Origin of the sequence: Xanthomonas euroxanthea, from assembly GCF_903989455.1 — a bacterium.
Classification (GTDB): Bacteria; Pseudomonadota; Gammaproteobacteria; order Xanthomonadales; family Xanthomonadaceae; genus Xanthomonas; species Xanthomonas euroxanthea.
The window spans coordinates 251,495-266,275 of record NZ_LR861803.1 but is presented as its reverse complement, the minus strand read 5'-3'; the positions used below and the strand labels follow the sequence as shown (position 1 = coordinate 266,275).

Genomic DNA, 14,781 nt, shown 5'->3' with positions numbered 1-14,781 from the left:
TGTCCGCGTCTGCACGCGAGAACCGCCACGCAGGTTTACCGGCTGGCCGGGAGATCTGCAGGAGCGCGACGCACAACCGCTCTGAAGGCGTGTGCAGGCGCACCGCCACAAATTACCAATCGCGTGCGCGCCGGGGTGGCGCCGGCAACTCGTGCAAGAACGCATCGCAGGCGCCCAGGAAACGCGACTGCGCATCGTCGACCGAGTGCGGCGACAAGACACGCGACCCCAGTCTGCCGATCAACAGCATGACCGCCATCACGCCAGCGCCGGCCAGCCAGCCGATCGCGCCATCCAGCACCAGACCACCTGCCAGCAATGGCAAGACCGACGCTCTGGTGATGACGGCATAGCGCACCCGGCGCCGCTCATGCTGCAGGCACAAGGTCACCACATGCGCGCTGCGCTTGCGTAGCACCAGGGCCAGGATCAGATACGGCAGTACGCCCATCAGCAGCGCCAGATAGATCGCCGGATGATGCCAGTGGAAGATGTAGCGGCGCGGCGAAGTGTCGGCCGGCGCATTGCACTTGACGCAACGTGGCGGCAGGTCGGCGCCCGGCGTGCACACCAGCACATCGCCCTCGCGCCACACGGCACCGTGCGCCGGAGGCAGGTAGAGCGTGGGTGGTTCGCGTGCATCAACGTTCGACATCCATGCGTCCTTGCAGGTTGGAGGTTGGAGGTTGGAGGTTGGGGATTGGGGAGTGGGGATTCGTAAAATCAGGAGTCCGCTTCATGCTTTGCGAATCCCCAGTCCCGAATCCCCAATCCCACGATGCCAAGCAGCGTCAGCGCTCGACGATGGCCACCACGCCCATGCCGCCGGCGGTGCAGATCGAGATCAACGCCCGCCCGCCGCCGCGCTCTTCCAGTTGCTTGGCGGCAGTGGCCACCACACGGGCGCCGGTAGCGGCGAAGGGGTGGCCGGTGGCCAGCGACGAGCCCAGCGGGTTGATCTTGTCCGGGTCGATACGCCCAAGCGGCGCTTCCAGCCCCAGGCGATTGCGGCAGTAATCCTCGCTTTCCCAGGCACGCAGCGTGCACAGCACCTGGGCGGCGAAGGCCTCGTGGATTTCGTAGATGTCGAAGTCCTGCAGGGTCAGGCCCTGGCGCGCCAGCATCTGCGGTACCGCAATGGTGGGCGCCATCAACAGGCCTTCGCCATGCACGAAATCCACCGCCGACACCTGCGCATCGCGCAGATAGGCCATCGGGGTGTGGCCGTGCGCCAGCGCCCAGGCTTCGCTGGACAACAGCACCGCGGCCGCACCGTCGGTGAGCGGGGTGGAGTTGGCCGCGGTCAGCGTGCCGCGGCCGGAGGTCTTGTCGAAGGCCGGGCGCAGCGTGGCCAGCTTTTCCAGCGAGGTGTCGGCGCGCAGGATGTTGTCGCGCGAGACGCCGCGGAACGGCGCGATCAGCGTGTCGAAGAAACCGCGCTCATAGGCGGCGGCCAGCTTGTGATGCGAGGACACCGCCCATTCGTCCTGCGAATCGCGCGAGATGTTCCATTCCTTGGCCATGTCCTCGCAATGGTCGCCCATGCTCTTGCCGGTGCGCGGCTCGGCCACGCCGGGGAATTCGGGCTTGAGCTCGCCGAACTTGAAGCCACGCAGCAGCGCCTTGAGCTTGTCGCCGGTGGCCTTGGCGCGGTTGGCGGCCATCAGCCGCGCGCGCAGCTTCTTGCCGTAGACGATCGGCACTTCCGAGGTGGTGTCCGAGCCGCCGCCGATGCCGGAATCGATCTGGCCCAGCGCGATCTTGTTGGCGATGGTAATCACCGAATCCAGGCTGGTGCCGCAGGCGCGCTGCAGGGTGATGCCCGGCGTCAGCGGCGACAGCCCGGACGACAGCGCCGCCTCGCGCGCCAGGTTCCAGTCCGAGGAGTGCTTGATCACCGCCCCCATCGCCACTTCGCCCAGTTGCTGCCCATGCAGCCCGAAGCGCTCGACCAGCGCGCCCAGCGTGCGCACCGACATGCCCAGGTTGCCCACGTCCGCATAAGCGGTGTTCTGACGACAGAACGGGATACGAACGCCGCCCAGGATGGCGACGGGACGGGCTGCGGGCATCGGTTGACCTGGCATGGAGGACTCGGGGACATGGCCTGCACAGGGCCGGCAGGCATAATGGCCGCAGTGTAGCTTCGACCCCGTGATGGGCCAACCGCGAATCATGAGCAAGACCGAACACGGCGTGACCGCCATGGGTGTGATGGCGCTGGAATTGACGGGCGGCACCGCCCCCGAGCGCGGCGCCCTGGCGCCGGACCAGGCCGGCATGCTGGCCGAACGCATCGGCCGCGACCTGGCGCAATGGATCCCCGAAATCCGCGAGCTCGAGCTCAGCGTGGCAATGGCGCATTTCGACCCGGCCGAAGTGCTGCGGCCCGGCTGGCCGCTGCATCGCCGGCTGGACGAGCTGCATGCACGTGCGCCCGGGCGCGACCAGGGCCCGCGCGTGCTGGCGTTTGGTGCCGATGCGCAGGGCGAGATCCCCTTGCCCTTCCAGGCCGACCCGCAGCTGATCGGCGGCGGCCTGCGCGTGCTGCCGTTCCTGCTGTCCGGCGATCCGCAGACCGTGGCGACGGTGGCCGATGCGATGGAAGAGGTGCTGCTGGCCCAGGGCATGGCGCAGGCCGATACCGCGCTGCTGGCGCAGGAAAGCTTCGGGGCACGCATCGAGCATGCGCGTTATCTCACCGCGCACGATCTGGCGGCGATGATGTCGATGCAGTACGACAACCAGGGCCTGGCGCCGCTATGGCCGCTGATCGAAGCCGCCCTGCTGGCCCCGCACACCGAAGAATGGCTGGAGCAGCCGCCCGAACCGGTGCTGCGCTATGTCGACGGCGAAGTGCGCATCGCCCTGTTCGACCCGGCTGGCTGGTGCGATTACTACCAGCACGACCGCGAGCATTGCGAGCGCCTGCGCGGGGTGTATGAGCAGTATCTGTCGCGCCAGCGGCAGATGGCCGCGGTGCTGGAAGCGCACGGGTTGCCGGTGCTCTACGTGCATGTGGAACCGGGCCAGGATCCGCGCCAGGCGCTGGCCGCGTGAGCCGGACGCCGGCTTCCACGGCACCTGCGTTGCAGGGCGTCCTGGAAACCGGCGTGTATGTGGCGGATCTGCAGCGCGCCTGTGCGTTCTACGCCCGCGTGCTGGGAGTGGACGCGATGTATTGCGACGCACGCATGGCCGCATACGCAATCGCGCCCGGGCAGGTGCTGTTGCTGTTCCTGCAAGGCAGTACTGCTACGACAGTGACGCTGCCGGGCGGCACGATTCCGCCGCATGATGGCAGCGGGCGCACGCATTACGCACTGGCCATCGCTACCGATGCACTCGCCGCATGGGAAGCACACCTGCAGGCCTGCAACGTGCCCATCGAAGGCCGCACGCAGTGGCCGGGCGGCGGGCAGAGCCTCTATTTCCGCGACCCGGATGAGCATCTGCTGGAACTGGCAACGCCGGGGCTGTGGCCGAATTACTGAGCCGGCGATCAACGTCAGCTGCCTGCACAGCGCGCCCGGATCGGTCCGTAGCGACATCTCGATGCGTACCGACAGGCCCCATGCAACGCGCGATGCGCGGCATGCCGGAGGCGCCATACGCCCGCACACACATGAGCGGATCGCTCCCAGTGCGGCACAAAAACAGCAACGCCGCGGTGATCGATCACCGCGGCGTTTTGCCGGGCTGCTGGCGTGTCCTGCTTACTTGGTTGCCGCTGGCGCGTTGTCGGTGGTGATCACGCCGCAGGCCAGGCGACCGCCGGCGTTGCCGGTGGGCTGGGTCTTGTAGTCGTCGGCATCGGCATGCACGATCACCGCGTGGCCGGCGATGTCGAACTGGTCGGCCTTGCCGAGGTTGACGTTGCTCGACACCGGGCCATCGATGCTGGCATTGCCCTGCGCATCGGCCTTGATGTTGGGCATGTCGCCGCCGTGGTGCGGGTCGGCACTGACGGCGCCGTGATCGGATTGGGCCGGATTGAAGTGGCCACCGGCACTGCTGCCGTCCGGTGCGCTGCAATCGCCCTTCTCGTGGATATGGAAGCCATGCTCGCTGTCGGGCTTGAGGCCACTGAGCTGGCCGGTGACACGCAGCGCGCCGTCGACGATCTTGAAGCTCACCGTCCCTTTGACCTCGCTGCCCTTGGTCGGCTTGAGTTCGGCGGTTGCGGTGGTGGTGGCCGCCGCTTCGGTCACCATGGACGCGGCGTGCTCGCCGCCATGCGCCGCTTCGGCCGGTGCGCCGGCCTGCGGCGCGGGTGCAGGATCGGCCGGGGCGGGCTCATCGCGCTTGCACGCGGTCAGCACCAGCGCGGTGGCCAGGAACAAGGTGGTTGGAAGAATGCGCATGAGTAACTCCTGTAGAAAGGCCGCAGCTGCAGCCAGGGGTGCCCCGACTCAGGGCTGCGAAGGGGGTGTGCGCCACTGGGTGACGCGGATGACGCCGCAGGCCAGACGTGCGCCGGCATTGCCGCTGGGTTGGCTGCGATAGTCGTCGGCATCGGCATGCACGACCAGCGACTTGCCGACCACGTCGGTGGGCGCGGCATCGCCCAGGGTGATGCCGGCAACGATCATGTCCAGATGCGCGACACCTTCGGCATCGGCACGCAGGTTGTCCATGTCGCCGGCGTGGTGGGGAGTACTGCCGGCACGCCCGTGCGGCGCACCGGCGGGATTGAAGTGCGCACCGGCGCTGCTGGCGTCGGCGGCGCTGCAATCGCCGCGTTCGTGCACGTGGAAACCGGCCACGCCGCCGGGGCGCAGGCCACCGACTGTGCCGCTGATGCGGATGCCCTGCAACGCCGGCACCAGCACCACCCGACCGCTGACCAGGCTGCCCGACGCCGATGCCAGCGCCGCTTCGGCCTGCTGGACCGGACGGACCGGCACCACGCGCGCCGCCGGGGGTGGAGGCGGTGGCGGCGGTGGCGTGCTGCTGCAGGCGGCAAGCGCCAGCGCGGTGAGGGCAACGATCGTGGGCGACCGGTAACGCATCGAGCTGTTCTCCTGATCAGGCTGGAAACCTATGCGGGCGCATGTTCACGTGTCATGAAAAGCGCTTGGGGCAGCCCAGGAGTTTACGGGGTTGGTGTCGCGAGCCGGGATATGTGCAAAAAGCGCCCTCACCCCAACCCCTCTCCCGCAGGCGGGAGAGGGGCTCGACTGCGAGGATTCATGCCTGCCTTGCCTGCCTTGCCCGCCTGCCTGCCTCGCCTTTTCCTGCCTGCCTTGCCTTTTGTCACCTGCCTTGCCTTTTCCCGCGTGTTTTACCTTGCTCGCGTGCCTTCCCTTTCCCGCGTGTTTTACCTTGCTCGCGTGCCTTGCCTTCTCCCGCGTGCGGGGGAAGGTGCCCGAAGGGCGGATGGGGGCGTCGTACGCCGCCAGATAATCGAGGCGGTGGCACGTGCGAGCGAAAAACGGCGAGTTCATCCCGGCTTGCCGCCGTGATGCGCGTCAATCCCGCCTGGTTCGCTGCTTGGCTCGACCACCTGCGCGCGCAGTACGGCTTTTCGCAGGCGCCCCCCTCTCCCGCCTGCGGGAGAGGGGCTCGACTCCGGGTGTGGGCCAATCAGCGGCGCTTGCGCCCCGGCCCGAGCTTGCGGGTGACGGTGTTGCGGCCCAGCCCCAGGCGTGCGGCCGCTTCGGCACGGCGGCCCTGGGTCAGTTGCAGGGCCGCTTCGAGCAGGGTCTTGTCCAGGCGTTCGCGCGCTTCGGCATGCAGGCCCTGGGCGCCTTCGCTCAGGCGTTGCGCCGCCCAGCTGGAGAGCATCTCGTCCCATTGCCCGTCGCCGCGGCCGGCACGCTGGCGACGGCCGCCACGTGCAAGCGCCGATTCCACATCGACCACGTCGATGATGTCGGCAGTGGACAACGCGGCCAGGCGCCAGCACACGTTTTCCAGTTCGCGCACGTTGCCGGGCCAGTCGTAGTGGCGCAGTTGTTCCAGTGCGGCCGAGGACAGTCGCTTGGGCAGCATGTCGAGCTTGCGCCCGGCCATGGCCAGGAAATTCTCGGCCAGTTGCGCGATGTCGCCGCGGCGCTCGCGCAGCGGCGGCAGTTGCAGGCGCACCACGTCCAGGCGATGCAACAGGTCGGCCCGGAAGCGGCCTTGTTCGACCAGCGCCTCCAGGTCCTGGTGGGTGGCGGCAATCACGCGCACATCGACGCGAATCAACTCGCGCCCGCCGACACGGAAGAATTCGTTCTCGGCCAGTACGCGCAGCAAGCGGGTCTGCAGCGGCAGCGGCATGTCGCCGATTTCGTCCAGGAACAGCGTGCCGCCGTCGGCCTGTTCGAAGCGGCCGATATGGCGTTTGGTGGCGCCGGTGAAGGCGCCGGTTTCGTGGCCGAACAACTCGCTTTCCAGCAGCTCCGCCGGAATGGCGGCGGTGTTGAGCGCGACGAAGGGTTTGCGCGCGCGCGGCGACTCGTTGTGCAGCGCGCGCGCGACCAGTTCCTTGCCGGTGCCGGTTTCGCCGTTGATCAGCACCGACAGCGGTGCCTGCGCCAGCCGGCCGATCGCGCGGAACAGCGCCTGCATCGCCGGGGTGTCACCGATCAGCGCCGCCGAGCCTTCCGCCAATGGGGTCCCGATGATCTCCTCGACACCGGCGTCGGCATCCGGCAGCGCGCGTGCGGCCAGTGCCACCGCATCGTCCAGATCGAAGGGCTTGGACAGGAACTCGTGCGCGCCGCCCCGGAAGGCGCCGGCGGTGCTGGCGACATCGGTGTAGGCCGACATCACGATGACCGGCAGCTGCGGATGCCTGGACTTGAGCTTGTCGAGCAGGCTCAGGCCATCCTCGCCGGGCATGCGCACGTCGGTGAACAACAGATCCGGAGTCGGCCGCATGGCCAGCGCCTGCAATGCGGCGGCGGCACTCTCGAAGCCGTCGACGGCGTAGCCGGCATCGCGCAAGGCGGTGGACAGCACGAAGCGGACCGAACGGTCGTCGTCGACCACCCAGATGTGGTGGGATGCGGCGGCGGCCTCAGCCATGCAGATGTTCCTTGTCGTGGTCGCCGGCCAGCTCGGGCAACAGCAGGGTGAAAACGGTATGCCCCGGCCGCGAGCGGTAGGTCAGCGTGCCGTGGTGTTCGCGCGAGACCTGCTGGGCCAGCGCCAGGCCCAGGCCGCTGCCTTCGGCGCGCCCGCTGACCAGCGGCAGGAACAGGTGCTCGGCCAGTTCTTCCGGCACGCCGCCGCCGTCGTCGATGATTTCCAGCCGCAGCGACATCGCATGCACGCGGTCGCGGATGCGCTGGCCGTGCTCGACGCGGGTGCGCAGGGTCACGCGGGTGGCGCCGGCCTGGAACGCGTTGCGTACCAGATTCCACACCGCCTGGGTCAGGCGGTCTCCGTCGCCGAGGATGTCGGGAATGCTGGGGTCGTAGTCGCGCTGCACCTGCACCGACCAGCCGCCCTCGGCTTCGGCCAGGCGCAGCACGCGTTCGAGCACGACATGGATATTGAGGCGGTCGTGCGGGCGCGCCGGCGTGGGCGAGAGCAGGCGTTCGAGCAGGGTGTTGAGGCGTTCGATCTCGGTGCCGATCAACTCGATCAGCTCGCGCTCGTCCTCGTCGCGGCCGGCCGAGCGCCGCGCCAGCAACTGCGCCGCGCCCTTGAGCCCGGCCAGCGGATTGCGCAGTTCGTGCGCCAGGCCCTTGAGCGCGGCGCTCAGGGCATTGGGCAGCGCATGGGTGGGATCCAGCGCGGGGAATTCGTCGACCGGGTGGGTTTCCAGCAGCCAGCCGCCATCGTCCAGCCGCGACAGCCAGCCTTCGGCAAAACGCGGTGCGTCATTGGGCAGGCCCAATGCCAGCCGGTGCAGGCGCAACACGTCGCGCTCGTCGTTGAGCAGAAAGCGGGCGAGCGCATCGCCCTGCACCTCCAGAGCGGCCAGCGGTTGATCGACCAGGCGCCGGGCACTGACCCCGAGCCAGCGCGCGAAAGCCGGGTTGACGCCCAGCACGCGTCCCTCGCGGTCGGCCCAGGCCACCGGTGTGCCCAGGCTGTCCAGCGATGGCAGGAGCGATGGCATCAGCATTGCACCAATTTAGTGCAAGCACGCCCGGCCTGCGCGTGTGTCGCGCAACACGCAGCATGCATGGAAGGAATTCGGGCCGGACGGCGGCAGGTCGCACCGATCCAGCGGGCATCCGCGCCGACCGTCACAGGCGTGGGGCTGGTCATGCAGGCACCTCGGCAGTTGGTCCGCCGCCAGCGCGGCAACGGGGAAAAACGGACCCGGCACGGCTTTCCCGGCCGGGTCGTTGCGCCACCCGCGGCAGCGTGGCCGCGGGTGTGCATGCTCAGGACTCGTATGCCGCTTCGCCGTGCGAGGTGATATCCAGGCCCTCGCGCTCGGCTTCTTCGGTGACGCGCAGGCCGAACACCAGCTTGGCGACCAGGAAGCCCACCACCGAGACCACGCCGATCCAGACCAGGGTGATACCCACGCCCAGCGCCTGGATGCCGACCTGATGCAGCATGTCGTAATCGCCGCCCTTCTGGCCGCCCAGCGAAGCGGCCGAGAACACGCCGGTCAGGATCGCGCCGATGATGCCGCCCAGGCCGTGCACGCCGAATACGTCCAGGCTGTCGTCGGCGCCCAGCAGGCGCTTGAGGCCGGTGACGCCCCACACGCACAGCACGCCGGCAGCCAGGCCGATGACGATCGCGCCGAACGGACCCACCGTGCCGCAGGCCGGGGTGATGCCGACCAGACCGGCGACCATGCCCGAGGCCACGCCCAGGGCGGACGACTTGCCCTTGATGATCTTCTCGGTCAGCGACCAGCCCAGGATGGCAGCGGCGGTGGCCAGCAAGGTGTTGAGGAAGGCCAGCGCCGCACCGGCATTGGCTTCCAGGTTGGAGCCGGCGTTGAAGCCGAACCAGCCCACCCACAGCAGCGAGGCACCGACGAAGGTCAGGGTCACGTTGTGCGGCTTGATCGCCTCACGCCCCAGGCCGGCACGCTTGCCGACAAAGTAGGCGCCGACCAGGCCGGCGATACCGGCGTTGATATGCACCACGGTGCCGCCGGCAAAATCGAGCGCGCCCAGGCCGAACAGGTAACCGCCGGTGGCCCAGACCATGTGCGCCAGCGGCAGGTAGCCGAAGGTGAACCAGATCACCGAGAACAGCAGTACCGCGGCGAACTTGGCGCGCTCGGCAAAGGCGCCGACGATCAGCGCACCGGTGATGCCGGCGAAGGTCGCCTGGAACGCCACGAACACGTATTCCGGCAGGCTGACACCCTTGGTGAAGGTGGCCGCCAGCGTTTCGATGGTCACGCCCTTGAGCAGCGCCTTGTCCAGGTTGCCGATCCACGGGCCTTCGCCGGAGAACGCCAGGCTGTAGCCGTACACCACCCACAGGATGGTCAGCAGCGAGAACACCACCGCGACCTGGATCAGCACCGACAGCACGTTCTTGGCGCGCACCATGCCGCCGTAGAACAACGCCAGGCCCGGCACCACCATCAGCAGCACCAGCAGCGTGGAGGTCAGCATCCAGGCGACATCGCCCTTCTCCACCACCGGCGCGGCTTCGGCGGCGGCCACCGGTGCGGCGGGCGGCTGCGCCGACGGCAGCGGTTCGGTGGTGACCGGTTCGGTCGGCAGCGGGGTGACCTGCGGGGTGGACTGCGCGTGCGCGCTGCCCATGCCGCCCACCACCAGCGCGCTGAACAGCATCAGCATGCAGACACTGTAGAACCGGGCTTTCCACCCGGCAAAAAGGGCTGTCTTCATAAGAACTCCGGGGGTGGGGGACTCAGAGCGCATCGGCGCCGATCTCGCCGGTGCGGATGCGCACGACTTGCTCGATCGCGGTCACGAAGATCTTGCCGTCGCCGATCTTGCCGGTGCCGGCGGCGTTCTGGATCGCCTCGACCACTGCGTCCAGCCGGTCGTCGGTCACCACCGTCTCGATCTTGATCTTGGGCAGGAAGTCGACGACGTACTCGGCGCCGCGGTATAGCTCGGTGTGGCCCTTCTGGCGTCCGAACCCCTTGACCTCGGTCACGGTGATGCCCGACACGCCTGCTGCGGACAGGGCCTCGCGGACCTCGTCGAGCTTGAACGGCCGGATGATGGCGGTGATCAATTTCATGCGCATACCCCGAATGGTGGAAAAGACCGGCCGGCATTGCGCCGCCCGGCGGTGTCATTCACCTGGATGCCAACCCCGGCATCCGCGCGTTCGCGATTACGCAGACCTCGGCCGATGCCGATGCATCCGCCTCGTGGGAGAGGTCAGGCCCGCGCGTCGCGAACTGTGTGCTCTCTCAATCCCCTACGATCCACGGCCGATGCCGTGGACCGATCGAACGTGTGCGGCGATGGCGGAGGTGGGAGGGGGGGCCTCCGCCATCACCGCGGTGGAACTCAGTTGCCGTAGTACAGCTGGTACTCCAACGGGTGGGTCGCAGCACGGAACTTGGTGACTTCCTGCATCTTCAGCGCGATGTAGCCGTCGATGAAGTCGTCGCTCATCACGCCGCCGGCCTTGAGGAACTCGCGGTCCTTGTCCAGCGCTTCCAGTGCCTGGTCCAGGCTGGAGCAAACCTGCGGGATCAGCTTCTCTTCTTCCGGCGGCAGGTCGTACAGGTCCTTGTCGCTCGGGGCGCCCGGGTCGATCTGGTTCTTGATGCCGTCCAGGCCGGCCATCATCAGCGCGGTGAAGGTCAGGTAGCCGGACTGCAACGGATCGGGGAAGCGCATTTCGATACGGCGCGCCTTCGGGTTGGTGACCCACGGAATGCGGCACGAGGCCGAGCGGTTGCGGGCCGAATAGGCCAGCATCACCGGTGCCTCATAACCCGGGACCAGACGCTTGTAGCTGTTGGTGCCGGAGTTGGAGAAGGCGTTGATCGCACGCGCGTGCTTGAAGATGCCGCCGATGTACCACAGCGCCATCTGCGACAGGCCGCCGTAGCCGTCGCCGGAGAACAGGTTGACGCCGCCCTTGGTCAGCGACTGGTGCACGTGCATGCCCGAGCCGTTGTCGCCCACGATGGGCTTGGGCATGAAGGTCGCGGTCTTGCCGTTGCGGTAGGCGACGTTCTTGATGATGTACTTCATCGTCAGCAGTTCGTCGGCCTTCTGCACCAGCGAGCTGAACTTGGTGCCGATCTCGCACTGGCCGGCGGTGGCCACTTCATGGTGGTGCACCTCGGTCTCGATGCCGACCTGTTCCAGCGTCTTGATCATTTCCGCGCGCAGGTCGTGCAGCGTGTCGGTCGGCGGCACCGGGAAGTAGCCACCCTTCACGCCAGGACGGTAGCCGCTGTTGCCGCCGTCGTACTTGGCGCCGGTGTTCCAGGCAGCCTCTTCCGAGCCGACCTGGAAGAAGGTGTGGCCCATGTCGTTGGCAAAGCGCACCGAATCGAAGATGAAGAATTCCGGCTCCGGGCCGAAGAACGCCTGGTCGGCGGTGCCCGAGGACTTCAGGTAGGCCTCGGCGCGCTTGGCGATGCCGCGCGGATCGCGCTCATAGCTCTGCATGGTGGCCGGATCGAGGATGTCGCAGGTCAGCACGATGGTCGGATCGGCGAAGAACGGATCCAGATACGCAGTGCCGGCGTCCGGGAGCAGGACCATGTCCGACTCGTTGATGCCCTTCCAACCCGCGATCGAGCTGCCGTCGAACATCTTGCCTTCTTCGAACAGCGCCGGCTCGATGATGTTGGCCGGAAAGGTGATGTGCTGCTGTACACCACGCATATCGACGAAGCGCAGGTCGACAAACTCGACCTTGTTGTCCTTGATCAGCTTTTCAACATTTTCCACGGACATCGGAAGAAACCTCTGCAGAGTTAAGTGGCTCGTGGACGGAGCTACAGCAGGGACCATGCCAAGCGCCGGTCCTTCACAAGTCGTTGATTTTGCTTGCGTCGCTTGAGGCCGCTGACGCAGCGATAGCACCCTTAAGGTGCTAATCAATCGCATGTTGCACCGATATGGTGCATGCCGCAATGCACTATCCTGACGCCTCCCCCCATCCCCTCTCCAGTCCGATGTCCGATCTGATTTCCGCCCTGCTGTTGGGCATTCTCGAAGGCCTTACCGAATTCCTGCCGATCTCCAGCACCGGTCACCTGCTGATCGCCGAACAATGGCTCGGACGCCGTTCTGACTTCTTCAACATCGTCATCCAGGCCGGCGCGATCCTGGCGATCTGCCTGGCACTGCGGCAGAAGCTGTGGACCCTGGCCACCGGCCTGGGCGAGCGCGCCAATCGCGACTACGTACTCAAGGTCGGCGTGGCCTTCATGGTGACTGCGGTGGTGGGCCTGATCGTGCGCAAGGCCGGCTGGCAGCTGCCGGAAACCGTGCATCCGGTGGCCTGGGCGCTGCTGATCGGCGGGCTGTGGATGCTGGTGGCCGAGCACTTCGCCAGCAAGCTGCCCGAGCGCGATGTGGTCACCTGGAAGGTGGCCATCGCGGTGGGGCTGGCGCAGGTGGTGGCCGGCGTGTTCCCCGGCACCTCGCGCTCGGCCTCGGCGATCTTCCTGGCGATGCTGCTGGGCCTGAGCAAGCGCTCGGCGGCGGCGGATTTCGTGTTCATGGTGGGCATCCCGACCATGTTCGCGGCCAGCGCTTACGCCCTGCTGGAGATGTACAAGGAAGGCGGCTTCGGCAGCGAGAACTGGGCCGATGTGGCGGTGGCCTTCGTGGCGGCGACCATCACCGGCTTTGTGGTGGTGAAGTGGCTGCTGGGCTATATCAAGAAGCACCGCTTCACGGTGTTTGCGGTCTACCGCATCGTGCTGGGCGCCGCCCTGCTGTTGTGGCTGCCGGCGCTGGCCTGAGACCGCTAGCGGCTGCGTGTCGTGCCGGTTGCGCCGGACGCGAGGTGCAGGGCAGATGGCCGGGCAGTGACTTGCGTCATTGCCCTGGCCGCGCGGTGGCGGTATCACTGACGCATCGATCACCGGGAGCCGCCGCATGCGTGCCGTGTTGTTTGCCCCTGCACTGCTGGCAGCGGGCGTGACGGCCTGCGGGTCGGGCGCAGCGCCGGAGCTGCCCGGGTCCGGTGCCGACACTGCTGCCGCCGAGTCGGCCGCGTTGGCCGCAGCGGCGGCCGCCAACGCCCCGCTGCAGGCCGCCCTGCAGGCGCAACACTGGCAGCTGCAGCAGGCCAGCGACGCGCATGGCACCGCCTTGCGCAGCCTGTTCGTCGCCGGCACCGCGCCCTTGCAGCTGGATTTTCGCGATCAACGCATCCAGGTCAGCCAGACCTGCAACGCATTGGGCGCCGATTACAGCCTGGCGCAGGCGCACCTGCAGATCGGCCGGGTGGTGTCGAGCAAACGCCTGTGTGCGCAACCGCGGCGGATGGCCCAGGAACGCGCCGCCAGCGAGCTGCTGTCCGGTCGCTTCGCGGTGGCGCTGAACACCGCGCAGACCACGCCGCAACTGACCCTGACCCGCAGCGACGGCACCCGGCTGGTGTTCGACGGTGTCGCCACCGCCGACACCCGCCATGGCGGCCCCGGCCAGACGCTGTTGATCGAAGTGGCCGCCGACACCGTGCCCTGTCGGTCCGATCCGGCGCGCCACTGCCTGCAACTGCGCGAACAAGGCGCCGATGGACAGCCCGCGACCCGCGCCTGGCAGACCTTCGATGGCAGCATCGAAGGCTTCGAGCACGAGGCGGGCATCCGTACCCTGCTGCGCGTCACCCGCTACCCGGCCGCCGCGGGCACGGACGCTGCGCCGGTGTACGTGCTGGAGCAGATGATCGAGGCGAGTGGGTAGTTTGGGAATTGGGAATTGGGAATTGGGAAGCGGGAAGCGGGAAGCGGGAAGCGGCGAAGTGTTGCGTGACCGTTATGCAATGGCGCTTCGGAAGCGACAGCCTGCTCTGCTTGAGGCGCCCGGGTGACCCACGTGCTGATCGCCCTGACATCACGGTTGCGGCGCTTGCAGCTTCCCTGTCACCACCACCGCGCGGCCTGGTGGCCGTGCAGTGGTGGTGATCTGCACTTAGCGCAGCGCCGGATTCAGCGTGTAGGTGCCGTGCAGGGCTGCCTCGGCCAGCACGTGGCCCTGGATTGCCGACAGCACATCGGCGGCGGTGAAGGTCTCAGGCAGGCTGAGCTGTGCCACGTCCAGCGCGAACACGCGGAAGAAATAGCGGTGCACCCGCAGGTCGTTGAACGGCGGGTACGGGCCGTCGTAGCCCAGGTAATTGCCGGCCATGTCGGCATTGCCGGCAAACCACTGGGTATACGAATTCAGGCCCTGGCGCGCCCCGGCCGGGCCGGCCGGCTGCTGCTTGCCCTTGGGCACGAAGCCGTCGCTGCAGCTGCCCGCGGCGATCGCATGCACGTCGGCGGGGATATCGGCCATCGCCCAATGCACAAAATCGGTGCGTGGCTGATCGACCGGGATCTGCACGTCGTCGCGGCCCACGGTTTCCGGCACGGTCGGCACATCCGGGTCCAGGCACAGCAGCGCGAACGAGCGCGTGCCGGCCGGCACTTCGCTCCAGGCCAGGTGCGGGTTGCGGTTGGGCGCAAAGCCCTCGGGCGTTCCGGCGGCAAATTCCACCGCGATCGGCTTGCCGTTTTCGATGCTGTTGCTGGTCAGGCGCATGCAGGAGTCTCCGCGGGAATGAGGCCGACCAGGGTGCCTGGGTCCGCGTCGCAGAGGAAGCCGTCGCCATGGAACCCTCTGGTGCGCGCGGCCGGGTTTATCGCTGCCGCTGCATCACACCGCCGAACACTGCGGCAGCCGGCGCCGGCGCCGGCGT

General features: G+C 67.7%; 14 protein-coding genes. 4 read left to right on the top strand and 10 right to left on the bottom strand.

Annotation, left to right across the window (positions count from 1 at the left end; genetic code table 11):
- Positions 1-112: 112 nt before the first annotated feature.
- Together H7A86_RS01070 and H7A86_RS01065 are read right to left on the bottom strand one after the other, a co-directional pair.
- On the bottom strand, positions 113-655 hold the full coding sequence (locus tag H7A86_RS01070) for a hypothetical protein (protein WP_115675627.1): 543 nt from the start codon (positions 653-655) through the stop codon (positions 113-115).
- A gap of 136 nt (positions 656-791) precedes the next feature.
- Positions 792-2,087: an acetyl-CoA C-acetyltransferase gene (locus H7A86_RS01065; RefSeq protein WP_104649631.1), complete on the bottom strand. Its 1,296-nt coding sequence runs from the start codon at positions 2,085-2,087 to the stop codon at positions 792-794.
- A gap of 88 nt (positions 2,088-2,175) precedes the next feature.
- Here H7A86_RS01065 and H7A86_RS01060 point away from each other — a divergent pair, with 88 nt between their 5' ends.
- Together H7A86_RS01060 and H7A86_RS01055 are read left to right on the top strand one after the other, a co-directional pair.
- Positions 2,176-3,060, top strand: coding sequence for a hypothetical protein (locus tag H7A86_RS01060; protein ID WP_164739295.1), 885 nt, complete (start codon positions 2,176-2,178; stop codon positions 3,058-3,060).
- The gene (locus H7A86_RS01055) at positions 3,057-3,494 is read left to right on the top strand and encodes a VOC family protein (RefSeq protein ID WP_119130132.1); all 438 of its coding nucleotides are present in this window, start codon (positions 3,057-3,059) and stop codon (positions 3,492-3,494) included. Before H7A86_RS01060 ends, H7A86_RS01055 begins: the two co-directional genes overlap by 4 nt.
- Before the next feature lie 222 nt (positions 3,495-3,716).
- Here the strand turns inward: H7A86_RS01055 and H7A86_RS01050 are convergent, their stop codons facing one another.
- The 7 genes from H7A86_RS01050 to glnA form a co-directional block, all read right to left on the bottom strand.
- Positions 3,717-4,364 carry a superoxide dismutase family protein gene (locus tag H7A86_RS01050; protein WP_104585440.1) on the bottom strand — a complete coding sequence of 216 codons (648 nt, stop codon included), beginning with the start codon at positions 4,362-4,364 and terminating at the stop codon, positions 3,717-3,719.
- Positions 4,365-4,412: 48 nt separating this feature from the next.
- Entirely contained in the window at positions 4,413-5,012 is a 600-nt protein-coding gene (locus H7A86_RS01045; RefSeq protein WP_180707993.1) for a superoxide dismutase family protein, read from the bottom strand.
- 574 nt (positions 5,013-5,586) lie between these two features.
- The gene (gene ntrC, locus H7A86_RS01040; protein ID WP_104649633.1) at positions 5,587-7,017 is read right to left on the bottom strand and encodes a nitrogen regulation protein NR(I); all 1,431 of its coding nucleotides are present in this window, start codon (positions 7,015-7,017) and stop codon (positions 5,587-5,589) included.
- Positions 7,010-8,065, bottom strand: a complete 1,056-nt coding sequence (locus H7A86_RS01035) for a two-component system sensor histidine kinase NtrB (protein ID WP_164739297.1) — start codon at positions 8,063-8,065, stop codon at positions 7,010-7,012. The genes ntrC and H7A86_RS01035 overlap by 8 nt, the downstream gene beginning before the upstream one ends.
- Positions 8,066-8,330: 265 nt before the next feature.
- A complete protein-coding gene (locus H7A86_RS01030; RefSeq protein ID WP_164739298.1) occupies positions 8,331-9,773 on the bottom strand; it encodes an ammonium transporter in 1,443 nt (480 codons plus the stop codon).
- Between the two features lie 22 nt (positions 9,774-9,795).
- Positions 9,796-10,134, bottom strand: coding sequence for a P-II family nitrogen regulator (locus tag H7A86_RS01025; RefSeq protein WP_002808480.1), 339 nt, complete (start codon positions 10,132-10,134; stop codon positions 9,796-9,798).
- A gap of 275 nt (positions 10,135-10,409) precedes the next feature.
- A complete protein-coding gene (gene glnA, locus H7A86_RS01020; protein ID WP_006449210.1) occupies positions 10,410-11,819 on the bottom strand; it encodes a type I glutamate--ammonia ligase in 1,410 nt (469 codons plus the stop codon).
- A gap of 221 nt (positions 11,820-12,040) precedes the next feature.
- Between glnA and H7A86_RS01015 the strand changes: the two genes are divergently transcribed.
- Together H7A86_RS01015 and H7A86_RS01010 are read left to right on the top strand one after the other, a co-directional pair.
- Positions 12,041-12,835, top strand: coding sequence for an undecaprenyl-diphosphate phosphatase (locus H7A86_RS01015; protein ID WP_119130131.1), 795 nt, complete (start codon positions 12,041-12,043; stop codon positions 12,833-12,835).
- Positions 12,836-12,971: 136 nt separating this feature from the next.
- Complete coding sequence (locus H7A86_RS01010; RefSeq protein ID WP_119130129.1) at positions 12,972-13,784, top strand: META domain-containing protein; 813 nt, start codon at positions 12,972-12,974, stop codon at positions 13,782-13,784.
- Between the two features lie 228 nt (positions 13,785-14,012).
- Here H7A86_RS01010 and H7A86_RS01005 read toward each other — a convergent pair whose 3' ends face one another.
- Positions 14,013-14,624, bottom strand: coding sequence for a YbhB/YbcL family Raf kinase inhibitor-like protein (locus tag H7A86_RS01005; RefSeq protein ID WP_115675622.1), 612 nt, complete (start codon positions 14,622-14,624; stop codon positions 14,013-14,015).
- Positions 14,625-14,781 lie beyond the last annotated feature (157 nt).